We start from the raw sequence: 22,320 nt of genomic DNA on the forward strand, positions 1-22,320 counted from the left end.
TCGATCCCGCCGAAAATTCACCCGTTTTTCCCGACAGCCGGGGCCAACCCAAGCCGCCGGCATAACGCATCCCTGCCGCGGCTGAATTACCGCAGCATCGTGATCGGAATCGTTTGGGACGGGTCAGGTAAACAGACCCGGCGACAGGCCAGCCGGTGGTGCCCGGCTCTCGGGCAACGGGCTGGACTCGTTGGTTTCGGCTTTTTGCTTCAGATGGTCGAGGATCTGCTTGATCACTACCGGATCTTCAATACAGGCAATCACCTTCATGGCACCGCCGCATTCGCTGCAAGTCTCGATGTCGATTTGGAATACACGCTTGAGCCGCTGTGCCCATTTCATCGACGCTCGCCGCCCAGCGGGTGTTGGCGGCTCATCCGATACCTTGACCTTTTTGCTCCCCTTGCCCCTCATGGCAGGTGTAACCAGGGCGCGGTGCTTGCTGTTGGGCGCAAACACCCCATGAAACCGGGTAAGGTTCACACGTGGCTTCGGCACCAACGCCGACAGTCTTGCGATGAAGTCCAGCGGCTCAAAGATCACATGCGTGGTGCCGTCCCGGTACGGCGTCTTGAGCTGGTAGCGCACGTTGCCATTCTTCGTGAGCGACAGCCGTTTCTCAGACACCGCCGGGCGGCTGATGTAGTGGCACAGCCGTTCGAGTTTGCTGCGCTCATGGGCCTTGGCCGCTACGCCGGCATGTAGCGAGAAACCGGCAACCTTACCGGGCATGTCACCAAACTGATCTTCCGGGTCGCAGGCGGGCAGTGTCTGCAGGGTGAACACCTTGCGCCCTGCCTGTGGCCCCACGGCGATGCGATACGTGATGGAATGCCCCAGCAGTGGAGTCATCGCATCTTCATCCACCGCATCCAAGGCCAGGTAACTGTTTTCAGCATCCCGCTCCAGTAGGCCTTGCCGCTCCAAATAGCGGCCGACCCGATGGGCGATGGTGTGCGCCAGTTGGGTGAGTTCGGCGCTGGTCGGCGCCCTGACCCAGAGGAACCGGGCTGTTCCATTGGGACGCTCAACGTACACGCCATCGAGGAACAGCATGTGAAAGTGAATGTTGAGGTTCAGTGCACTGCCGAAGCGCTGGATCAGGGTGACGGCACCGGTCTTGGCCGCTTGGTGGGTATAGCCCGCTTTCTTGACCAGATGCGTGGCGATGACGCGGTAAACGATGCCCAACACCCGGCCCATGACCTCCGGCCGGCTGGCGAACAGAAAGCGCAATTGAAAGGGAAAGCTGAGTACCCATTGGCGCATGGGCTGTACGGGCAGAACCTCATCGACCAGTAGCGCGGCGCTTTCGGCCATACGCCGTGCGCCACAACTAGGACAGAAGCCCCGACGTTTGCAGCTGAACGCAACCAGGTGCTCAGCGTGACACGACTCACAACGCACCCGCAGAAAGCCGTGTTCGAGACGGCCGCATTTGAGGTAGTCGTCAAACTCGCGTTGCACATAACCGGGCAGTTCCCTGCCCTGCGCCGCCAAATGGGCAGCGAACGTCGGGTAGTATTCTTCGACGATCCGATAGAGCAGGGTTTGCTCGGGCCGGTGACGCTGGTAACGACCAGTGTTCTCGTCCCGGCTGGCCATCCTGGCCGCCACTTGGGGCATGATCCGCATCCTTGCGATACTGTGTTTTTATACAGTTTATCGCTCAGCTGCGAGATATTGAAGTCTCAGCTGTGATGCCAGCCAGTGCCAGACATTGCCTGTGAGTGCCAGTCACTCCCACTCGATTGTAGCAATCCATCAAACAGGGTGTCTTGCGGATGCAGTTGCGTCAGCGCGGTGCGTGCCAGCCACGCAGCGAAGGTGGTGCCGCAGGCGGACAGCAGCGCCATCAGTACGCTGCCACTGGTCACGTTGACGGCGATAAAGCCACCCAGCCAGATGGCTGGCAGGAATCGGTTGCCGCCCAGCAGCATGGCGGCCAGGGCGATGCCGGCCGGCGGCCAGACCATGCTGGCCAGGCCGTCGTTGGCGCTCAGGTCAAGACTCAGCAACCCCGTGAGCACGTACGACCCGGTGAGGGCGGCACCTTGCAGCAGTGTGGGGATGGAATAAAAACGCGCGAGAGTCATGGACGCCGAATCCGGAAGTTGATGGCATCCTGCCATGAATGTTTTTCGGGTATACGGATTTAATGGTTGATGGGGCACCTTCACCCCATCAATCTGATACCACCCTCAGATGGTTGATAGATCGACCCCGTAGTTGAGCTCCTCTGCGAAGTCCGGTAGTCCGTAACCGATGGTTTTCTTGTAGAACGGAGAGACCTTCGCAGTGGGTGCCTTCTTTTTGTGCTTCGTGGTGTAGAGCATTCGTGCCCGCATCACCTCGAAGGAGTAACCACGCCCTTCACGGTTCTTGTCTTTGGCCAGTCGGTTGATCGACTCCGTGTAAGCGTTGGTGACGGGCATGTCCGTCTCGAAGTAGGTCATGATCTCTTCGCGCCAGTTGCCCACAGCCCTGACCAGATCGCTCCAGACTTCCTTCTGGCCTTTCGGAATGGTGGCTATCCACTCGTCCAGGGCGGCTTCTGACTGGGGCCGTGTGGTGGCGTCCCAGATGCCGTAGAAGCGTTCCTTGTGCTCGTAGGCGGCCAGCAGTTGCGGGAATGCGCCTGTCCAGGTCTCCATGATCAGCCGTTCCCGATCTGAAACTTCGTGAGCGCGTTTCAGCAGGATCTTCCGGTCGCCCTTGAGGGTTCGGCTCTGGGAGGGTTTCAGCTCCTTTCTGAGGCCCTTGCGCACCTTCTCCAGGGCATCGTTGGCCATGCGTACCACATGGAACTTATCGACCACGATGCGGGCCTGTGGCAGCACGGCCTTGACCGCTGCCCGGTAAGGGTTCCACATGTCCATGCTGACGATCTCGACCTTCTGGCGGTCTTTCAGCTTCATCAGGTAGTTGGTCACCACGTCCTGACGGCGGGTAGCCAGCAGGTCGAGCAGGGTTCGCTCCTCGATGTTGGTCAGGATGCAGCGGTAGCGCTTGTTCAGGTACAGCTCGTCGATGCCCAAAATGCGGGGCGTCTCGAAGCGGTGCCAGCGCCCCAAGAACTCGGCGCGGGCGTTGAAGATGTCGCGTACCGTCTTCTCGTCCAGACCTGTCTGTGCCGCCACGAAGGTGTAGGGGTGGTTGAAGGATTCCTTCTCCACGTATTCATGCAGCCGCAGCGTCATACGGAAGCCGTCCACCATCTCCGGTAGCTGGGGCCTGAAGGTTGTCTTGCAGGCCCGGCAGGTGTACCGGCGGCGGACCACCCAGAGGGTGACCCGCTTGCCGTGGATGGGCAGATCACGATAGGGAACATCACGCTTGCCGAACCGCACGAACTCACCCTGCACGCCGCATTCCTCGCAAGCGACGGGATCGGGCGCGTCCACCTGGAAGTGCATTTCGTCGTCGGTTGATTTGCAGCCCAGTACTTGGTATTGCGGCAGGTGAAGAATGTTGTCGGGAAGTTCGGTCATGGTGTTGTATAGGCGAAGGTGTCAGTCAGATCCATCCGACTCGGCATTGGTGTTTGCTTTTTTACCCAAAAAGCTGCCGGAAACGAAAAGTAAGGCACCGAGGACAATTGCAATATCAGCCAGGTTGAAGGCCGGCCAATGCCAGTCTCGCCAATAGAAATCAAAGGAATCCACAACATAGCCACGAAAGACCCGGTCAATCAGGTTGCCCATGGCGCCACCGAGGATAAGACTGTAAGCGATGGCTTCTCCTTTATGACGATTTTCAAGGATCAGCTTGGAATAAACGCCGTTTTTCTCCAAGTCCAGCCACTGTAGACCGCGAATGACGGCCTGCTTTGCCAGTGGGTGATTCTGAATCCGGCCCGTGTAGCCATCGATCCCGCCGAAAATTCACCCGTTTTTCCCGACAGCCGGGGCCAACCCAAGCCGCCGGCATAACGCATCCCTGCCGCGGCTGAATTACCGCAGCATCGTGATCGGAATCGTTTGGGACGGGTCAGGTAAACAGACCCGGCGACAGGCCAGCCGGTGGTGCCCGGCTCTCGGGCAACGGGCTGGACTCGTTGGTTTCGGCTTTTTGCTTCAGATGGTCGAGGATCTGCTTGATCACTACCGGATCTTCAATACAGGCAATCACCTTCATGGCACCGCCGCATTCGCTGCAAGTCTCGATGTCGATTTGGAATACACGCTTGAGCCGCTGTGCCCATTTCATCGACGCTCGCCGCCCAGCGGGTGTTGGCGGCTCATCCGATACCTTGACCTTTTTGCTCCCCTTGCCCCTCATGGCAGGTGTAACCAGGGCGCGGTGCTTGCTGTTGGGCGCAAACACCCCATGAAACCGGGTAAGGTTCACACGTGGCTTCGGCACCAACGCCGACAGTCTTGCGATGAAGTCCAGCGGCTCAAAGATCACATGCGTGGTGCCGTCCCGGTACGGCGTCTTGAGCTGGTAGCGCACGTTGCCATTCTTCGTGAGCGACAGCCGTTTCTCAGACACCGCCGGGCGGCTGATGTAGTGGCACAGCCGTTCGAGTTTGCTGCGCTCATGGGCCTTGGCCGCTACGCCGGCATGTAGCGAGAAACCGGCAACCTTACCGGGCATGTCACCAAACTGATCTTCCGGGTCGCAGGCGGGCAGTGTCTGCAGGGTGAACACCTTGCGCCCTGCCTGTGGCCCCACGGCGATGCGATACGTGATGGAATGCCCCAGCAGTGGAGTCATCGCATCTTCATCCACCGCATCCAAGGCCAGGTAACTGTTTTCAGCATCCCGCTCCAGTAGGCCTTGCCGCTCCAAATAGCGGCCGACCCGATGGGCGATGGTGTGCGCCAGTTGGGTGAGTTCGGCGCTGGTCGGCGCCCTGACCCAGAGGAACCGGGCTGTTCCATTGGGACGCTCAACGTACACGCCATCGAGGAACAGCATGTGAAAGTGAATGTTGAGGTTCAGTGCACTGCCGAAGCGCTGGATCAGGGTGACGGCACCGGTCTTGGCCGCTTGGTGGGTATAGCCCGCTTTCTTGACCAGATGCGTGGCGATGACGCGGTAAACGATGCCCAACACCCGGCCCATGACCTCCGGCCGGCTGGCGAACAGAAAGCGCAATTGAAAGGGAAAGCTGAGTACCCATTGGCGCATGGGCTGTACGGGCAGAACCTCATCGACCAGTAGCGCGGCGCTTTCGGCCATACGCCGTGCGCCACAACTAGGACAGAAGCCCCGACGTTTGCAGCTGAACGCAACCAGGTGCTCAGCGTGACACGACTCACAACGCACCCGCAGAAAGCCGTGTTCGAGACGGCCGCATTTGAGGTAGTCGTCAAACTCGCGTTGCACATAACCGGGCAGTTCCCTGCCCTGCGCCGCCAAATGGGCAGCGAACGTCGGGTAGTATTCTTCGACGATCCGATAGAGCAGGGTTTGCTCGGGCCGGTGACGCTGGTAACGACCAGTGTTCTCGTCCCGGCTGGCCATCCTGGCCGCCACTTGGGGCATGATCCGCATCCTTGCGATACTGTGTTTTTATACAGTTTATCGCTCAGCTGCGAGATATTGAAGTCTCAGCTGTGATGCCAGCCAGTGCCAGACATTGCCTGTGAGTGCCAGTCACTCCCACTCGATTGTAGCAATCCATCAAACAGGGTGTCTTGCGGATGCAGTTGCGTCAGCGCGGTGCGTGCCAGCCACGCAGCGAAGGTGGTGCCGCAGGCGGACAGCAGCGCCATCAGTACGCTGCCACTGGTCACGTTGACGGCGATAAAGCCACCCAGCCAGATGGCTGGCAGGAATCGGTTGCCGCCCAGCAGCATGGCGGCCAGGGCGATGCCGGCCGGCGGCCAGACCATGCTGGCCAGGCCGTCGTTGGCGCTCAGGTCAAGACTCAGCAACCCCGTGAGCACGTACGACCCGGTGAGGGCGGCACCTTGCAGCAGTGTGGGGATGGAATAAAAACGCGCGAGAGTCATGGACGCCGAATCCGGAAGTTGATGGCATCCTGCCATGAATGTTTTTCGGGTATACGGATTTAATGGTTGATGGGGCACCTTCACCCCATCAATCTGATACCACCCTCAGATGGTTGATAGATCGACCCCGTAGTTGAGCTCCTCTGCGAAGTCCGGTAGTCCGTAACCGATGGTTTTCTTGTAGAACGGAGAGACCTTCGCAGTGGGTGCCTTCTTTTTGTGCTTCGTGGTGTAGAGCATTCGTGCCCGCATCACCTCGAAGGAGTAACCACGCCCTTCACGGTTCTTGTCTTTGGCCAGTCGGTTGATCGACTCCGTGTAAGCGTTGGTGACGGGCATGTCCGTCTCGAAGTAGGTCATGATCTCTTCGCGCCAGTTGCCCACAGCCCTGACCAGATCGCTCCAGACTTCCTTCTGGCCTTTCGGAATGGTGGCTATCCACTCGTCCAGGGCGGCTTCTGACTGGGGCCGTGTGGTGGCGTCCCAGATGCCGTAGAAGCGTTCCTTGTGCTCGTAGGCGGCCAGCAGTTGCGGGAATGCGCCTGTCCAGGTCTCCATGATCAGCCGTTCCCGATCTGAAACTTCGTGAGCGCGTTTCAGCAGGATCTTCCGGTCGCCCTTGAGGGTTCGGCTCTGGGAGGGTTTCAGCTCCTTTCTGAGGCCCTTGCGCACCTTCTCCAGGGCATCGTTGGCCATGCGTACCACATGGAACTTATCGACCACGATGCGGGCCTGTGGCAGCACGGCCTTGACCGCTGCCCGGTAAGGGTTCCACATGTCCATGCTGACGATCTCGACCTTCTGGCGGTCTTTCAGCTTCATCAGGTAGTTGGTCACCACGTCCTGACGGCGGGTAGCCAGCAGGTCGAGCAGGGTTCGCTCCTCGATGTTGGTCAGGATGCAGCGGTAGCGCTTGTTCAGGTACAGCTCGTCGATGCCCAAAATGCGGGGCGTCTCGAAGCGGTGCCAGCGCCCCAAGAACTCGGCGCGGGCGTTGAAGATGTCGCGTACCGTCTTCTCGTCCAGACCTGTCTGTGCCGCCACGAAGGTGTAGGGGTGGTTGAAGGATTCCTTCTCCACGTATTCATGCAGCCGCAGCGTCATACGGAAGCCGTCCACCATCTCCGGTAGCTGGGGCCTGAAGGTTGTCTTGCAGGCCCGGCAGGTGTACCGGCGGCGGACCACCCAGAGGGTGACCCGCTTGCCGTGGATGGGCAGATCACGATAGGGAACATCACGCTTGCCGAACCGCACGAACTCACCCTGCACGCCGCATTCCTCGCAAGCGACGGGATCGGGCGCGTCCACCTGGAAGTGCATTTCGTCGTCGGTTGATTTGCAGCCCAGTACTTGGTATTGCGGCAGGTGAAGAATGTTGTCGGGAAGTTCGGTCATGGTGTTGTATAGGCGAAGGTGTCAGTCAGATCCATCCGACTCGGCATTGGTGTTTGCTTTTTTACCCAAAAAGCTGCCGGAAACGAAAAGTAAGGCACCGAGGACAATTGCAATATCAGCCAGGTTGAAGGCCGGCCAATGCCAGTCTCGCCAATAGAAATCAAAGGAATCCACAACATAGCCACGAAAGACCCGGTCAATCAGGTTGCCCATGGCGCCACCGAGGATAAGACTGTAAGCGATGGCTTCTCCTTTATGACGATTTTCAAGGATCAGCTTGATCAGAAAAATCGAGACCGCCACCGCGATCCCGATAAAAAAGTAGCGCTGCCAGCCTCCACCATTCGCAAAAAGACTGAATGCGGCACCGGTGTTCCATAGGTGCACCCAGTTAAAGAACGGGGTCACCGAAACAGACTCGCCATAGGCCATTGATTGCTGCACCAGCCACTTTACAGCCTGATCAGACGTTGCCAGCAGGCCCGATATGGACAACAGGGCGTACGGCGAGAGCTTTTTGCCAATAATGAGCATTATTTAACCCTTGAGCGCCAGAATGCGCCTGGCACCGTTAAGCACGACGAGCCCCGCGATGGTGCCGATAATTAGATCCGGATAATTGGAACCGGTCCACGCGACCAGGGCGCCGGCGGTGATGACCCCCAGGTTGATCACCACGTCGTTGGCCGAGAATATCCAGCTTGCCTTCATGTGCGCCCCGCCCTCCCGATGTTTGGATATGAGCAGCAGACAACTGGTATTGGCAATCAATGCGACGAATGCGATAGCCATCATCACCAGCGATTCAGGCTCACTACCGAATACAAAGCGTCTCACCACCTCTATGAGTACGCCCACAGCCAAGATCAGTTGCAGTACACCAGCAACATGCGCGGCACGTAACTGCATTCTCACGCTATGTCCAACCGCATAAAGGGCGAGCCCGTACACGGCCGCATCGGCGAAATTGTCCAGGGACTCTCCAATCAGGCCGGTGGACTGGGCGATCAGGCCGGCTGTCATTTCCACTACGAAAAGGAGTGCATTGATGCCGAGCAACCAGCGCAGAGTCCCGGATTCTTGCGTGGCAGAGGCTGCCGAGAACTCGGCCGCCTTGATGGTCTCCGGATCGGCAGCGACGCTTTCCTGAAGCGAGGCGCCTAGCTCCAAGGTCTTCAGTTTCGAGGTGACGGGCTCGACCTCACCGTCATGCACGACCTTCACCCGGCGGTTCGACAAGTCGAAGGACAGTGCCCGAATCCCCTCAACGCCGTTCAGGGCCAGGCGAATCATGCGCTCTTCTGATGGACAGTCCATCTTCGGCACGGCATAAACACTGACCCATTCCCCCGACGCATCGGAGGAGGCCTGCATATCGGTATCCGCCGCAGGCCTTGCATCGTCGCCACAGGGGCCTCCGCAGTTTTTACTCATGATATGACTCCACTTGAATGTGATCGGGCTTTCATTTAAAACTATATAGTAGCTATAAGGTCAATAGCGTAGAGAATCCGTTGCGGAGGAACCCGATGCGTATTGGTCAGTTGGCACAGTCAGTAGGGGTAGATACACAGACGATCCGCTTCTACGAACGGCAGGGCTTGTTGCCGCCGCCTGATCGGCAGGAGAACGGTTACCGTGTCTATACCGAGAAACACGTTGAGCGGCTGGCCTTTATTCGTCGCTGCCGCATCCTGGATCTGTCACTGGCAGAAATTCACGAACTACAGCGCTATCAGGACGACCCTCATCAGTCCTGTACCGCCGTCAATGCTTTGCTCGATGATCACATCTCTCATGTGCGCTCGCAGATAACCGCTCTACAGGCGCTTGAGAAACAACTCGTTTCACTAAGAGCGCGTTGCAACGATGACCGGGAAGTTAAGGCGTGTGGGGTTCTTGCTGGAATTAGCGAGGGAAGCATGCATCAGCAGTAGGTTGGAGTACCAACCAGATAATCCGATGAGATGTCGGTTTGCCTCACTCTCATGCAAAGGTAAGATCAACCATTTAATCCGTATACCCAAAACATCAAGAAGGCGCAGAAAACCTGGCGCAATATGAGCAAATCCGAACGCGCCCGCTCTCAGCCGGAAGGCGCCCAGCGCAAGGCGCCGGGCCGTGGCAGCGACGGCGACTACTACCATGTGGCGGTGCGCAACAAATCCCAGTTCAAGACGTTCCGCACCCACGACGTGGGCGACCCTGGCGGCATCCAGCGGGTGGCCGGACAACGCAAAAGCGGCACCTGGGGCACGGTGAAATGGCTGATCCCCAAGGAATGGGCGCACATGAAAGGCGGCAAGCTGATCGCCGACAGCGACGACGCCCGCAAGGTGCTGGAGCAATTGGGCAGCGCGCCGGTGCACAGCAGCGCCGACATGTTCGAGGCCAAACCGCGCCCCAAGGTGCCGGAGAAGGACAAACCCACCAAGGCGCAACAACAGGCGCGCCGGGAGAACATCAAGAAGGCGCAACGGGCCGCGCACCAGCGCGGCCACTGACCCCGCTCAGGGCGTGTCGTCGCTCTCCGGCGTGCCGTTCTGGTCCGCGCCCTCGTCCGCATCGTCGTCGGAGGCGGCGGGCAGAGCGCGGCGTGCCTTGGCGCCCAGGTCGCGCAGCTTGTGGGCCTGACCGAGAAGGTTACCGCGGCCTTCGGTGAGCCGTTTGTAGGAGGTTTCCCAGGACTGCTGCGCCTTGTCGATCTTGTCGCCCACATCCGACAGGGACTCCGCCACCAGTGACACCTGGTCGCAGATGCGGCCGGCGCGGCTGGCGATGTCCAGCGCGTTACGGTTCTGGTACTCGTAGCGCCAGATGTTCTGAATGGTGCGCAGGGTGACCAGCAGCGTGGTCGGGCTGACCAGCACGATATTGCGCTCGTAGGCCTCGGTATAAAGGCCCGGATCCGCTTCCATGGCGGTCATGAAGGCCCCTTCCACGGGGATGAACAGCAGCACGAAATCGAGGCTGCGCACCCCTTCCAGGCCGCTGTAATTCTTCGCGTCCAGACCCTTGATGTGGGCGCGCAGGGAGCTGAGGTGCTGTTCGCGGGCCAGGCCGCGCTGTTCGTCGTCCTCGGCGGACACGTAGCGCTCGTAGGCCACCAGCGACACCTTGGCGTCGATTACCACGTCCTTGTCTTCCGGAAGATGCACGATGGCGTCCGGCAGACGTCGTTCGCCGCTCTCCCCTTTCAGCGCCACCTGGGTATCGTATTCGCGGCCCTTGGTGAGCCCGGAGCTTTCCAGCACCCGCTCCAGAATCATCTCGCCCCAGTTGCCCTGGGTTTTCACCTGGCCCTTTAGTGCCTCGGTGAGGTTGCGCGCGTCCTGGTGCATCTGCTGGTTGAGGCTTTTCAGGTGTTGCAGCTGTTCGGTGAGCGCCGCCTGGGCGCGCGCGTCATCGCCGTGGATCTGATCCACCCGGCGGCGGAACTCCGACAGCTGCTCGCGGAACGGCTTCAACAGCCCGTCCAGCCCCTCGCGGTTCTTTTCCTCGAACTGCTTGCTGCGCTGTTCGAAGATTTTCGCCGACAGGTTTTCGAATTCATGGCGCAGCTGTTCGCGGCTGTTTTCCAGAAAGGTGAGCTTGTCCTGCTGGCCGGCCAGCCGCTCATCCAGACGGGCTTTGTCGGCGCGCGCCTGGGCCAGGCTCTGCTCGCTTTCCCGCAGCCGTTGCTCAAGATTTCGTTGGCGCTCGTCCTGCTGCTGGTGCTGACGGTCGCGTTCCTCGGCCAGAGTGGCGAGACGGTCACGGGCCTGGTCCCGCTCGCCGCGCAGACGGTTCAGGGCGCCGCGCGTGATCAGTAGCGCGATCAGGGCGGTCACCGCCGCCGACAGGGCGCCGGTGAGAATCCATACGGTCAGATCGTTCATCGCGCCGCCTTGTTGAACAGGGTGTAGAAATTGTCCCGGGTCAGCGCCGCCAGCTCGGCCACCGGAATGCCCTTGAGCTCCGCCACGCACTCGGCCACCCGGGCCACGTAACGGGGTTCGTTGGGTTTGCCGCGGTACGGCACCGGCGCCAGCCAGGGGGAGTCGGTTTCGATCAACAGGCGCTCCAGCGGCACCTGACGCACGGTGTCGCGCAGCGCCTCCGCGTTGCGGAAGGTGACGATGCCGGAAATGGAAATATAGAAGCCCAGCGCCATGGCCTGCTCGGCCATATCCAGGTCTTCGGTGAAACAATGCAGCACCCCGCGCACCTCGCCTTCGCCGTGCTCGCGCAACAGCGCCAGGGTGTCCTCCTTGGCGCCGCGGGTGTGGATGATCAGCGGCAGGCCGGTGCGGCGGGCGGCGCGGATGTGCTCGATAAAGCGGTCCCGCTGCCAGTCGCGCTGTTCCTTGGCGTAGAAATAATCCAGGCCGGTCTCGCCGATCGCCACCACCCGGGGGTGGTCGGCCAGGCGCACCAGCTCATCGGCGTCCGGCTCGCGGGAGTCCTTGTAGAGCGGATGCACGCCCACGGTGGCGTGCACGTCGGCATGGCGCTCGGCCAGCTCACGGACACGGGGAAAGGTTTCCAGATCGACACCGATGCACAGCATATGGCTGATGCCATCGGCGCGGGTGGCGGCCATCATGGCGTCGAAATCACCGTCGTAGGCATCCAGATTAAGACGGTCCAGGTGGCAGTGGGAATCCACCAGATCGGGACGATCAACAGCGGTGTCGGACATCAACGGTTCGGCTCCTGTCGCGGATAGCGGGAAAACCGCAAGGGTAGCGGGGAGCGACCGCGAACGCTACATGGTGTGGGTGGGACGGTCCGATTGCAGCGAGCCGGCCAAGTGGTTTTCGATGGTGCGGCGGGCGGTGTCGTCCTGGTCGGAAAACTGCACGCCGATACCGGCGCTGCGGTTGCCCTGGGCGCCCTGGGGCGTGATCCACACCACCTTGCCGGCCACCGGAATTTTCTCCGGCTCGTCCATGATATTGAGCAGCAGGAAGATTTCCTCGCCCAGCTTGTAGTTCTTGTCGGTGGCGACGAACAGACCGCCGTTGGTGACGAAAGGCATGTAAGCCGAATACAGGGCCGCCTTGTCCTTGATGCTCAATGACAGAATGCCGCTGCGGCCTCCGGGCATTTTCATGCGATCGCTCCCCCTGACAAACCCTTTAGCGTTATTGGAATGGTCTCAGCAGATTAGAAGCCGCCGGCGGCAGCGTCAACGCCCACCAGGACCAGCAACCATTGTTCCATGAGCAGCTCTTTATTCGGGTTGGCGCCGCCCATCAGCTGCCGGCGCCCTTCCATGACCCGCTGGGCGGCGCGCAGCAGCCGCGCCGGCGGAAGCTGCGCCGCCAGTTGTCTGAGTATCGGCTCCACCTTGGGATCCTGAACCCCGGCCGGGTCGGCCTGCTCCACCTTATCGCCGAGGGCGGCCAGCACCGAAGCCCGGGCCAGCCAGCCGTACAGCACTCCGGCCATCACGCGCGGGTCGTGGGCGGCCAGCGCCTGACCGCCCTGGGCCGGCGACAGGCGCCCCTGAGCCACCGACAGCAATTGCCCGGCGAGCTGCTCGCGGGCCGCGAACCAGTCCGCCTGCTGCAGTTCCAGAGCCCGCAACGGCGCGCCCTGGGCGGCGGCCAGCAAGGCCGGCGCCTCTTTTTCGCCGGCCTGAGGCACCAGCCACTCCAGCGCCGCCGCCGGTTCCGGCAGCGGCAGATGCCGCTGCTGGCAGCGGCTGCGTATGGTCGGCAACAGCAGGCTGGGCTGGTGGCTGACCAGGATCAGCACCAGACCCCGGCCGGGCTCCTCCAGGGTCTTGAGCAGGGCGTTCTGGGCGCTGCGGTTCAGCCCCTCGGCGGGGGCGATCAACGCCACCCGGGCGCCGTTGTACTGGGCGGTGCGGGTACCGAACTCCACCAAACGGCGCACCTGATCGATCTTGATGCCCAGGCTGGTGCCTTCCGGCACCAGGGTGTGCGCGTCCGGGTGGGTGCCGGCGGCGCTCAGATGGCAGCCGTGGCACTGACCGCAGGCGAGCCCGGCGCTGGGGTTTTCGCACAGCAGCGCCTGGGCCAGGGATTGGGCCAGGCGGAACTTGCCGCTGCCGGCGGCGCCGGCGAGCAGCAACGCATGGGGCAGACGGCCCTGAGCGTGCTGCTCCAGCAGCCGCTGCATCTCTTCCCGGTGCCAGGGACAGGGCACCTGGATGGGGGCGTTCAGCGCCACTGCAGCATCTCCTGAAGGTGGTTCTCGAGTTGCGCGCGCACCTGATCCAGGCCGACGCCGGCGTCCACCACCCGGAACCGGTCCGGCTCGCCGGTGGCGCGCTCAAGGTAGCACTGGCGCACCCGTTCGAAAAAGGCCGCCTGCTCCCGTTCGATACGGTCCGGGCGGGAGCGCTTGCCGGCCCGCGCCAGGCCCTCCGCCACCGGCACGTCGAACAGCAGGGTGCGGTCCGGGGTCAGACCCTGAAGCACCAGGCGCTCCAGCACGGCGATGCGCTCCCGGTCGAGGCCCCGGCCGGCGCCCTGGTAGGCCCAGGTGGCGTCCATGAAGCGGTCGCAGAGCACCCACTCGCCGCGCGCCAGCGCCGGCCGGATCAGCGCCGCCAGATGCTGCGCCCGGGCGGCGAACACCAGCAGCAGCTCGGTGGTGTCGTCCATGGCCTCCGGGCCGGGGTCGAGCAGCACCTGGCGGATCCGTTCGGCCAGATCGGTGCCGCCGGGCTCGCGGGTCACGGTGACGGGGACGCCCGCGTCACGCAGGCGCTCGGCGAGCCACGCCAGGTTGGAACTTTTGCCGGCGCCCTCGCCGCCTTCCAGCGTGATAAAACGCCCGCTCACGGCCGCGGCTCCGGGCTGGAGCGGTAATTCTCGCGCCGCTTGAGCTGATACTCGCGCACCGCGCGCTGGTGTTCCGCCAGGGTGCGGGAAAACTTATGGCTGCCGTCGCCCCGGGCCACGAAGAAGAGGTCCTCGGTGGGCTCCGGGCTCACCGCCGCGAGGATCGACTCGCGGCTGGGCATGGCGATCGGCGTGGGCGGCAGGCCGCTGATCGCGTAGGTGTTGTAGGGGGTTTTGCGGCGCAGGTCGGAGCGGCGGATATTGCCGTCGTAGTCGGTGCCCATGCCGTAAATCACGGTGGGATCGGTCTGCAGCCGCATGCCCTTGCGCAGGCGGTTGATGAACACGCCGGCGATGCGGCCGCGCTCCGCCGGTACCGCGGTCTCTTTCTCCACGATGGAGGCCATGATCAGCGCCTCGTAGGGGGTGTCGTAGGGCAGATCCTCATCGCGGGCCGCCCAGGCCTGATCGAGAATCCGCTGCTGGCGCTCCAGGGCGCGGCGCAGCAGATCCACATCGCGGGTGCCGCGCGTGTAGAAATAGGTTTCCGGCGCGAACCAGCCCTCCGGGTGGGCACCGGGCCGGCCCAGACGGGCCATCACCGCGGCGCCGTCCAGGTCCACCAGGGTGTGCTCTATGCCCTCCAGGCCGGCCAGGCGGGCGCGCCATTCGCGGAAATTCCAGCCCTCCACCAGGGTGACGCTGCGTTGCAGCACGTCGCCACGGTCGATCTTTTCCAGCAGCGTGAGCAGGGAGTCGCCGGGGTTGAGCTGGTACTCGCCCACATGCAGGCGCGCATCGACCCCGGTGAAGGCGCTGTAGAGCCGCGCCGACCAGCGCCGCAGACGGGCTTCCGGCGGCTCACCGAGCAGGCCGTCGGCGCGCATTCCCGCCAGCAGACCGTTGAACGAAGAGCCCGGCGCCACTTCCACCAGCACCGGCTCTTCCAGGGGCAGCGGCCGGTGCAAATAGCCGCTCACCCAGAAGCCGGCCAGAGGGATGCCGACCAGGAGCAACAACAGCAGCAACCCGAACATTCGTATTTTTCGGCGCATTTATGAAAAAAGAACCTCGAAGTCTTCTTGGAATTGTCGCACCGGCGCGGTGACCGGCCAGACCCATTGCGCCAGTTTACGCACCGGCAGCACCCCGACAACACTGTTGATCAGAAAAACGCTGTCGGCGGTGCGCAGATGTGACAGCGGACGCAGCCGCACCTGCACCGGGCGGCCCTGCTCGCCGGCCCGCGCCAGCAACCAGGCACGGCCGACGCCGGCCACCCCGGCGGCGTCCAGGGCGGGCGTCCACAGGGTATCGCCGAACAGCGCGAACAGGTTCATGGCGGTGGCTTCCAGCGGGCAGCCGCGCCGGTCCAGCAGCAGGCCCTCGTGCCAGCCCCGGCGGGCCACTTCCATGCGGGCCAGCACCTGGGGCAGCCGGTTAAGATGCTTGAGACCCGCCAGCGGGTCGCGCTCCAGGGGCTCGTTGCACAGGCCGGTTTCAATGCCGTCGCGGCGCAACAGCGGCGACCACTCCGGCACGGTGCCGTGCTGGGCGAACAGGGAAGGCGTCGGGTGCGACGGCGGCAGGTACCCGCGACCGCCCGGCCCCCGGGTGAGAATCAGCTTGATCAGACCGGTGCCGGGCGGCGCGGCGGTCAGAGCGTCAGCGAGACAGCGGTCCAGGGCGTCCGGCGCCACCGGGATCCGCAACCGGGCGGCGCCGTCGAGCAGCCGCGCCCGGTGGCGCGGCCACAGTGGCGCCGCGCCGGACGCCGTGACCCGCACGGTCTCGAATAGGCCGTCGCCATAGGCGAGGCCCCGGTCGTTGACGGCGGGCCCGCCGCTCACACCTTGCGGAACAGCAGCGACCCGTTGGTGCCGCCGAACCCGAACGAGTTGGACAACGCCACGTCGATGGTGCGCTGCTGGGCCTGGTTGGCCACCAGGTCCAGATCACAGCCCTCGTCCGGGTTGTCCAGGTTGATGGTCGGCGGCGCCACGGAGTCGCGCATGGCCAGCAGCGTGAAGATGGCCTCCACCGCGCCGGCCGCGCCCAGCAGGTGGCCGATCATCGATTTGGTGGAGCTCATCGCCAGCTTCGGCGCGTGGTCGCCGAACACCTTCTTGACCGCGTGGATCTCGATCAGATCGCCGACCTTGGTGGAGGTGGCGTGGGCGTTCACATAAGCCACTTCCGACGGATCGATGCCGGCATCACGGATCGCGTTGCCCATGGCCAGGGCGGCCCCGGCCCCGTCCTCGGACGGCGCGGTCATGTGGTAGGCGTCGTCGCTCATGCCGTAGCCGATCAGCTCACCGTAGATGGTGGCGCCACGGGCCTTGGCGCGCTCGTATTCCTCCAGCACCACGGCGCCGGCGCCGTCGGCGAGCACGAAGCCGTCCCGGTCCCGGTCCCAGGGCCGGCTGGCGGCGGTGGGATCGTCGTTACGGGTGGACAGTGCCCGGGCGGCGGCGAAACCGCCCATGCCCAGCGGCGTGGAGCCCTTCTCGGCGCCACCGGCGACCATCACGTCGGCGGTGCCCAGCTGGATCTGCTGGGCGGCGAAGCCGATGTTGTGGGTGCCGGTGGTGCAGGCCGTCACGGTGGCGAAGTTCGGGCCCTTGAAGCCGTACATGATGGCCAGGTTGCCGGCGATCATGTTGATAATGGTGCTGGGCACGAAAAACGGCGACAGCTTGCGCGGCCCGGAATCCATCAGCTTCTGGTGGTTTTCCTCGATGTTGGTCAACCCGCCGATGCCGGAGCCGATGGCGACGCCGATGCGTTCACCGTTTTCCTTATCCATTTCCAGGCCGGCGTCACGCAGGGCCTGAATCGCCGCCACCATGCCGTACTGCACGAAGACATCCATCTTGCGCGCTTCCTTGCCGGACAAATATTCGTCCATGGCAAAGTCCGGCACCAGCCCGGCGAACTTGGTGGAGAAGTTCTCCGTGTCGAAATGGTCGATCCGGCGAATACCGCTACGACCGGCCAGAATGCCCTCCCAGGTACTGGCCACGTCGGTGCCCAGAGGGCTCAACATTCCCAGACCGGTTATCACTACTCGACGTCGTGTCACCCGTTCTCCTCCCAAAAAAAACCGCAAGCCCGGAGAGCCTGCGGTTTTTTTACTGACGTTGCGTTGGCTGTGACCGAATCAGCTGTGCGACTTGATGTAATCCACGGCAGCTTGAACGGTGCTGATCTTTTCAGCCTCTTCGTCCGGAATTTCGGTTTCGAATTCTTCCTCGAGAGCCATTACCAGCTCGACGGTGTCCAGTGAATCGGCACCCAGGTCTTCGACGAAGGAGGCGGCGGGCTTAACGTCTTCCGGTTTAACGCCCAGTTGCTCAACGATGATCTTCTGGACCCGTTCTTCGATGCTGCTCATGATGTTATTACTCTCCTGTTGATGGTGTGCAAGCACCTATGAGCGGCTATTCTAGGTGAACGCTGTTCGCGCTTGCAAGCCGCTCTCGGTACTGGTTTTCGCGGATTAGTTTCCAAATGTTTGAGCGCCTGCGAGAAGCGCCCGTACGCCGTGGCTAAGCGCAGCTTAGCGGTTTTCCGCAGCAATGTCTCAACCCGTGAACATCCCGCCGTTCACATGCACCGTGGTGCCGGTCACATAACCGCCGCCCTCGCTGGCCAGCCAGCCCACGGCGCTGGCCACTTCGGCCGGCGATCCCAGGCGCCCCAGCGGTATTTCGCTGAGCAGCGCTTCACGCTGCGCCTCGGGCAGGCCATCGGTCATATCGGTCTGAATAAAGCCCGGCGCCACCGAATTCACGGTGATGTTGCGCGACCCCAGCTCCCGCGCCAGGGCCCGCGTGAAGCCTTCCACGCCCCCTTTGGCGGCGGCGTAGTTGGCCTGGCCGGCGTTGCCCATGGTACCGACCACGGAGCTGATGTTGATCACCCGGCCCCAGCGGGCCTTGGTCATGCCCTTCAGGCACGCCTTGGTGACCCGGTACAGCGAATTCAGGTTGGTGTTGATCACATCCTGCCACTCATCCGCCTTCATGCGCAGCATGAGGTTGTCGCGGGTGATGCCGGCGTTGTTGACCAGCACCAGCGGCGGGCCGTATTCGGCGCTCAGCGCCTTGAGGCCCTCGGCCACGGAGTCGTCGTCGGCGACGTTGAGCACCACGCCGGCGCCCTGCTCGCCGAGCGCTTCGGAGATGGCGGCGGCGCCTTTCTCGCTGGTGGCGGTGCCGACCACGAACCAGCCGGCGCCGGCCAGCTCGGCGGCGATCGCCCGGCCGATGCCACGGGTGGCCCCGGTGACCAGCGCTACTTTTCTGTCCTCGCTCATAAGGTTCTCCTCAGGCGCCGGTGAGCGCGTTCTGAAAGGCGGCATCGTTTTCCAGGGGCTTGGCGTCCAGGCCCCGGTCGATGCGCTTGGTGAGGCCGCACAACACTTTGCCGGGCCCGCACTCGTAAAGCGTGGAGACGCCGTCGGCGGCCAGCGCGCGCACCGTTTCCGACCAGCGTACCGGCGAGTGCAGCTGGCGCACCAGCGCGCCGCGGATGCTGTCCGGGTCGGACTCCGCGCTCACGTCCACGTTATTGATCACCGGCAGCTCCGGCGCGAAGAATTTGGTGCTTTGCAACTGCTCGGCCAGTTTGTCCGCCGCCGGGCGCATCAGCGCGCAGTGGGACGGCACGCTCACCGGCAGCGCCATGGCGCGCTTGGCGCCGGCGGCCTTGCACGCCTCGATGGCGCGCTCCACGGCGCTCACCTGGCCGGCGATCACCACCTGGCCCGGCGCATTGAAGTTGACGGCTTCCACCACCTCGCCCTGGGCGGCGTCGGCGCAGGCCTGGCGGACCTGGTCGTCGTCCAGGCCCAGAATCGCGGCCATGCGGCCCTCGCCGTCGGCCACGGCGGCCTGCATCAGTTCGCCGCGCCGGCGCACCAGGCGCACGGCGTCGCCCAGGGTGATCACCCCGGCGCAGGTGAGCGCGGTGTATTCGCCCAGGCTGTGGCCGGCGAGCCGGTCGGGACGGGCGCCGCCGGCCTGCTCCCAGAGCTTCCACAGCGCCACACCGGCGGTGAGCAGCAGCGGCTGGGTGTTTTCGGTGCTGTTGAGGGCCTCTTCCGGGCCTTCCTGCGCCAGCTGCCAGAGATCCAGATCCAGGGCGCCGGAGGCCTCCTGGAACGCCTGGCGCACCGGAACGCGCTCGGCGAAATCGGCCAGCATACCCAGGCTCTGGGAACCCTGACCGGGAAAGACGAAAGCGGTTTTCGACATGCGTTTGCCTCTTTGATGTCGCTCGAGCCGGGAGTATGCCGCCTGCGGGCGCGGCTGTCCGCCCGACCCTGAAACAAATTGTGAATGCGCGGCCGCCGCGCCCCGGGAAAACCTAGGAGGCGTCCGCCGGGGCGAGAGCGTCGCGGATCAGCGCCGGCACGTTGCGCTCGGCTTCGAGAACCGCCACTTCCAGGGCGCTGACAAAGCCTTCCACGCCGGTGCCGCCGTGGCTTTTCACCACGATACCGTTCAGCCCCACCAGGCTGGCGCCGTTGTAACGCTCCGGGTCCAGACGGTGCTTGAGCCCGCGCAGCAGCGGCAGCGCGAACAGGCCGCTGAGCTTGCGCAGCAGGGAACGGCCCGCCTCTTCGCGGATCATGCCGCCGATCATGGAGGCGGCGCCTTCCATGGTTTTCAGCGACACATTGCCGACAAAGCCGTCACAGACCACCACGTCCACGTCGCCGACGAAGATGCCGTTGCCCTCGACGAAACCGGCGTAGTTCAGATCGGCGGCCTGCTGCATCAGGGTGGCGGCTTCCTTGATCTGCTCGTTGCCCTTGATGTCCTCCTCGCCGATGTTCAGCAGCGCCACCCGCGGCGCGCTCAACCCGTCCACGGCGCGCACCACGGCCTGCCCCATCAGGGCGAACTGCAGCAGGTGCTTGGGTTCGGAATCCACATTGGCGCCCAGATCGAGCATGTGGCAGTGCCCTTTGGCGGTGGGGATGGCGGTGCAGATGGCGGGCCGGTCGACGCCCGGCAGGGTTTTGAGAACGAAGCGGCTGACCGCCATCAGGGCACCGGTGTTGCCGGCGCTGACCGCCGCCAGGGCGCGGCCTTCCTTAACCTGGTTGATGGCCACCCGCATGGAGGAGTCTTTCTTCTGGCGCAGTGCCACGGCGACCGGGTCGTCCATGGCCACCACTTCCGACGCCGGGGTCAGGGCGAGGCGCGGGTGATCGTCGAGTTTTTCTTTCTTCAGGGCCGCGGCGAGGGCGGACGGCTCGCCCACCATGATCACATGCAGATCGGGGTGGCGGGCCAGTATCCGGGCCACGGCGGGCACGGTCACGGGCAGACCGTGATCGCCGCCCATGGCGTCCACGGCCAGGGTCACAACCGCTGACATGGCAAATTTCCTGCTTGGCGAAGCGACGGCCATGATACGAGTTCGATCCGGCCGTGGATAGAGAAACGGGAGCCCTGAAGGCTCCCGTTACACAGTCGTCCTGTTGTCACCGTCGGGCGGCGTACCGTCGGGCGGCGCACCGCCCGCGGCAAACGGACTTACTCTTCTTCGTCGTCCAGTTCCGCGGTGCGCAGCACCTGGCGGCCGCGGTACATGCCGTCCGGAGAGATGTGGTGACGGCGGTGCACTTCACCGGTGCTCGCGTCTTCGGTGATAGCGGGCGCGGTCAGCGCATCGTGGGAACGACGCATGCCACGCTTGGAACGGGTTTTGCGACTCTTCTGAACAGCCATTTGTTGCTCCTCGGCGTATTACTTGCGGCGGCCCTTGAGACGGGCCAGCACGGCAAACGGATTATCCGGATCGGACTGATTGTCATCCTGGTCGCCCGGATCCCCAGCGCTCTGGGGCGGCGGATCGGGGCACTGATCGTGAAGCGCCACCAGCGGCATCGCCAGCAGCAGCTCTTCTTCCACCAGTTCCGCCAGCGTCATGCGCTCCTCGGTAACCAGCAATGGATCCAGGTCGGCGGGCAATGCCTTGGCCTGCTCTTCGCTCCACACCAACATCAGATCGACGTCGGCGGCGACTTCCTGTTGCACCGGCTCCAGACAACGCTGGCACACCAGAACCAGAGAAGTCTCCACCCGGCCCTGAACGCGCCGGCGGCCGTCCTCGTCCCGGCCAAAGGCCAGGCTCACCCGGACCGGCTGGTCCAGACTCTCGCGATATTCCCGCAGTCTGGGGAGGTCCCCGACCCGGGCTTCGCCTTCGACGACGCGTTCCTGGTCCGCGAACTTCCTCGGTTCCAGATACGGTGGCAGTTGCCCTGAAAACATAAGCGCGCAATTCTAGGCGCGGGCCCGCGTCCTGTCAAAGCGAAAATACACCCGCGACGCCCGGCTTAACTGTCTGAGAAAGCTGGTTTTTTCGTGCACCGGATCGGGGCCGTGGGTACACTCCCGACCCGCAACCACCCGCCACCGACCAGGAGACCGCCATGACCGACCAGCCACAGCCTTTGATTCTGGCCTCCTCGTCGCCGTTCCGCCGCGAGCTGCTGGGCAAGCTGCGTCTGTCATTCCAGCATCACAGCCCGGACATCGACGAGCGCGCCCGGCCCGGCGAAACGCCCACGGAGCTGGTGCTGCGCCTGGCGCGGGACAAGGCCGCCGCCCTCGCCGACGCACACCCGGACGCCCTGATCATCGGCTCCGACCAGGTGGCGGTGATCGACGGCGACGTGCTCGGCAAGCCCGGCGATCACGACACCGCCGTGGCCCAGCTGCGCCGCGCCAGCGGCCGCACCGTGCAGTTCCTCACCGGGCTGTGCCTGCTGAACAGCGCCACCGGCCGCCACCAGAGCGGCTGCGAGCGCTTCACCGTGCACTTCCGCCAACTCCGTGACCGCCAGATTGAGCGCTATATCGAGGTCGAACAACCCCTCAACTGCGCCGGCAGCTTCAAGTCCGAGGGTCTGGGCATTGTGCTATTCAAAGCGCTCGAAGGCCGAGACCCTAATGCGCTGGTGGGACTGCCGCTGATCATGCTCACCGACTTTCTCAACGCCGAGGGCGTCGCCCTACCCGGCTAGAGCCGCAAGCCAACAATGGTGGCAACTTGTGCGAGCGGGCCCAGCCCGCGAAAGGCAAGCGCAGCTTGCCGGCAGGATCCCAGAGACCTCTCTAACAAAGCACCAACAACGCCTCTGG

At 63.4% G+C, this 22,320-nt stretch carries 25 protein-coding genes and 1 pseudogene; 3 read left to right on the top strand and 23 right to left on the bottom strand.

The window, feature by feature from the left end; translation table 11 throughout:
- Window positions 1-123 precede the first annotated feature (123 nt).
- From ACMG4O_RS12055 to ACMG4O_RS12095, 9 genes and pseudogenes are all read right to left on the bottom strand, one after another.
- On the bottom strand, window positions 124-1,626 hold the full coding sequence (locus ACMG4O_RS12055; RefSeq protein ID WP_138773302.1) for a transposase: 1,503 nt from the start codon (window positions 1,624-1,626) through the stop codon (window positions 124-126).
- A 65-nt stretch (window positions 1,627-1,691) separates the two neighbouring features.
- Window positions 1,692-2,096, bottom strand: a complete 405-nt coding sequence (locus ACMG4O_RS12060; RefSeq protein WP_170214481.1) for an MASE1 domain-containing protein — start codon at window positions 2,094-2,096, stop codon at window positions 1,692-1,694.
- A 105-nt stretch (window positions 2,097-2,201) separates the two neighbouring features.
- Entirely contained in the window at window positions 2,202-3,491 is a 1,290-nt protein-coding gene (locus tag ACMG4O_RS12065; RefSeq protein WP_348321975.1) for an ISL3-like element ISPpu12 family transposase, read from the bottom strand.
- A gap of 21 nt (window positions 3,492-3,512) precedes the next feature.
- A pseudogene (gene lspA, locus ACMG4O_RS12070) lies at window positions 3,513-3,770 on the bottom strand (signal peptidase II); the annotation flags it as partial.
- Window positions 3,771-3,990: 220 nt separating this feature from the next.
- Window positions 3,991-5,493: a transposase gene (locus ACMG4O_RS12075; RefSeq protein ID WP_138773302.1), complete on the bottom strand. Its 1,503-nt coding sequence runs from the start codon at window positions 5,491-5,493 to the stop codon at window positions 3,991-3,993.
- 65 nt (window positions 5,494-5,558) lie between these two features.
- A complete protein-coding gene (locus ACMG4O_RS12080; protein ID WP_170214481.1) occupies window positions 5,559-5,963 on the bottom strand; it encodes an MASE1 domain-containing protein in 405 nt (134 codons plus the stop codon).
- Window positions 5,964-6,068: 105 nt separating this feature from the next.
- Window positions 6,069-7,358, bottom strand: coding sequence for an ISL3-like element ISPpu12 family transposase (locus tag ACMG4O_RS12085; RefSeq protein ID WP_348321975.1), 1,290 nt, complete (start codon window positions 7,356-7,358; stop codon window positions 6,069-6,071).
- Between the two features lie 21 nt (window positions 7,359-7,379).
- Complete coding sequence (gene lspA / locus ACMG4O_RS12090; RefSeq protein WP_414433854.1) at window positions 7,380-7,892, bottom strand: signal peptidase II; 513 nt, start codon at window positions 7,890-7,892, stop codon at window positions 7,380-7,382.
- 3 nt (window positions 7,893-7,895) lie between these two features.
- Window positions 7,896-8,792 carry a cation transporter gene (locus tag ACMG4O_RS12095; RefSeq protein ID WP_068518358.1) on the bottom strand — a complete coding sequence of 299 codons (897 nt, stop codon included), beginning with the start codon at window positions 8,790-8,792 and terminating at the stop codon, window positions 7,896-7,898.
- A gap of 95 nt (window positions 8,793-8,887) precedes the next feature.
- Here ACMG4O_RS12095 and cadR point away from each other — a divergent pair, with 95 nt between their 5' ends.
- Both cadR and ACMG4O_RS12105 read left to right on the top strand, forming a co-directional pair.
- Entirely contained in the window at window positions 8,888-9,295 is a 408-nt protein-coding gene (cadR, locus tag ACMG4O_RS12100) for a Cd(II)/Pb(II)-responsive transcriptional regulator (RefSeq protein ID WP_067605269.1), read from the top strand.
- 123 nt (window positions 9,296-9,418) lie between these two features.
- Entirely contained in the window at window positions 9,419-9,862 is a 444-nt protein-coding gene (locus ACMG4O_RS12105; protein WP_194856600.1) for a hypothetical protein, read from the top strand.
- 6 nt (window positions 9,863-9,868) lie between these two features.
- On the opposite strand, the gene rmuC is transcribed toward ACMG4O_RS12105, so the two are convergent.
- The 14 genes from rmuC to ACMG4O_RS12175 all read right to left on the bottom strand — a co-directional run bounded on the left by rmuC (window position 9,869) and on the right by ACMG4O_RS12175 (window position 21,447).
- Complete coding sequence (gene rmuC / locus ACMG4O_RS12110) at window positions 9,869-11,236, bottom strand: DNA recombination protein RmuC (RefSeq protein ID WP_194856601.1); 1,368 nt, start codon at window positions 11,234-11,236, stop codon at window positions 9,869-9,871.
- A complete protein-coding gene (locus ACMG4O_RS12115; RefSeq protein ID WP_194856602.1) occupies window positions 11,233-12,039 on the bottom strand; it encodes a TatD family hydrolase in 807 nt (268 codons plus the stop codon). The genes rmuC and ACMG4O_RS12115 overlap by 4 nt, the downstream gene beginning before the upstream one ends.
- A 66-nt stretch (window positions 12,040-12,105) precedes the next feature.
- On the bottom strand, window positions 12,106-12,453 hold the full coding sequence (locus tag ACMG4O_RS12120) for a PilZ domain-containing protein (protein WP_142949034.1): 348 nt from the start codon (window positions 12,451-12,453) through the stop codon (window positions 12,106-12,108).
- Between the two features lie 53 nt (window positions 12,454-12,506).
- Window positions 12,507-13,487: a DNA polymerase III subunit delta' gene (locus ACMG4O_RS12125; protein WP_142949138.1), complete on the bottom strand. Its 981-nt coding sequence runs from the start codon at window positions 13,485-13,487 to the stop codon at window positions 12,507-12,509.
- Window positions 13,488-13,528: 41 nt separating this feature from the next.
- Window positions 13,529-14,155, bottom strand: a complete 627-nt coding sequence (tmk, locus tag ACMG4O_RS12130) for a dTMP kinase (RefSeq protein ID WP_194856603.1) — start codon at window positions 14,153-14,155, stop codon at window positions 13,529-13,531.
- Window positions 14,152-15,192 (bottom strand): endolytic transglycosylase MltG, encoded by a 1,041-nt coding sequence (gene mltG, locus ACMG4O_RS12135; RefSeq protein ID WP_414433855.1) that lies wholly within the window; start codon window positions 15,190-15,192, stop codon window positions 14,152-14,154. Before mltG ends, tmk begins: the two co-directional genes overlap by 4 nt.
- 18 nt (window positions 15,193-15,210) lie before the next feature.
- On the bottom strand, window positions 15,211-16,005 hold the full coding sequence (gene pabC, locus ACMG4O_RS12140) for an aminodeoxychorismate lyase (protein ID WP_414433856.1): 795 nt from the start codon (window positions 16,003-16,005) through the stop codon (window positions 15,211-15,213).
- On the bottom strand, window positions 16,002-17,240 hold the full coding sequence (gene fabF, locus ACMG4O_RS12145; protein WP_142949038.1) for a beta-ketoacyl-ACP synthase II: 1,239 nt from the start codon (window positions 17,238-17,240) through the stop codon (window positions 16,002-16,004). Before fabF ends, pabC begins: the two co-directional genes overlap by 4 nt.
- Window positions 17,241-17,318: 78 nt before the next feature.
- Entirely contained in the window at window positions 17,319-17,552 is a 234-nt protein-coding gene (gene acpP, locus ACMG4O_RS12150; RefSeq protein ID WP_067606090.1) for an acyl carrier protein, read from the bottom strand.
- A 189-nt stretch (window positions 17,553-17,741) separates the two neighbouring features.
- Window positions 17,742-18,476 (bottom strand): 3-oxoacyl-ACP reductase FabG, encoded by a 735-nt coding sequence (gene fabG, locus ACMG4O_RS12155; protein ID WP_142949039.1) that lies wholly within the window; start codon window positions 18,474-18,476, stop codon window positions 17,742-17,744.
- Window positions 18,477-18,486: 10 nt separating this feature from the next.
- Window positions 18,487-19,416, bottom strand: a complete 930-nt coding sequence (gene fabD / locus ACMG4O_RS12160; protein WP_142949040.1) for an ACP S-malonyltransferase — start codon at window positions 19,414-19,416, stop codon at window positions 18,487-18,489.
- 112 nt (window positions 19,417-19,528) lie between these two features.
- Window positions 19,529-20,548, bottom strand: a complete 1,020-nt coding sequence (gene plsX, locus ACMG4O_RS12165; RefSeq protein WP_335628970.1) for a phosphate acyltransferase PlsX — start codon at window positions 20,546-20,548, stop codon at window positions 19,529-19,531.
- Between the two features lie 158 nt (window positions 20,549-20,706).
- On the bottom strand, window positions 20,707-20,901 hold the full coding sequence (gene rpmF, locus ACMG4O_RS12170) for a 50S ribosomal protein L32 (protein WP_142949042.1): 195 nt from the start codon (window positions 20,899-20,901) through the stop codon (window positions 20,707-20,709).
- Between the two features lie 18 nt (window positions 20,902-20,919).
- On the bottom strand, window positions 20,920-21,447 hold the full coding sequence (locus ACMG4O_RS12175) for a YceD family protein (protein ID WP_194856609.1): 528 nt from the start codon (window positions 21,445-21,447) through the stop codon (window positions 20,920-20,922).
- Between the two features lie 161 nt (window positions 21,448-21,608).
- Between ACMG4O_RS12175 and ACMG4O_RS12180 the strand changes: the two genes are divergently transcribed.
- The gene (locus ACMG4O_RS12180) at window positions 21,609-22,202 is read left to right on the top strand and encodes a Maf family protein (RefSeq protein WP_414433857.1); all 594 of its coding nucleotides are present in this window, start codon (window positions 21,609-21,611) and stop codon (window positions 22,200-22,202) included.
- Window positions 22,203-22,320: the final 118 nt, after the last annotated feature.

The organism is Alloalcanivorax venustensis, from assembly GCF_047495515.1.
Lineage (GTDB): Bacteria > Pseudomonadota > Gammaproteobacteria > Pseudomonadales > Alcanivoracaceae > Alloalcanivorax > Alloalcanivorax venustensis.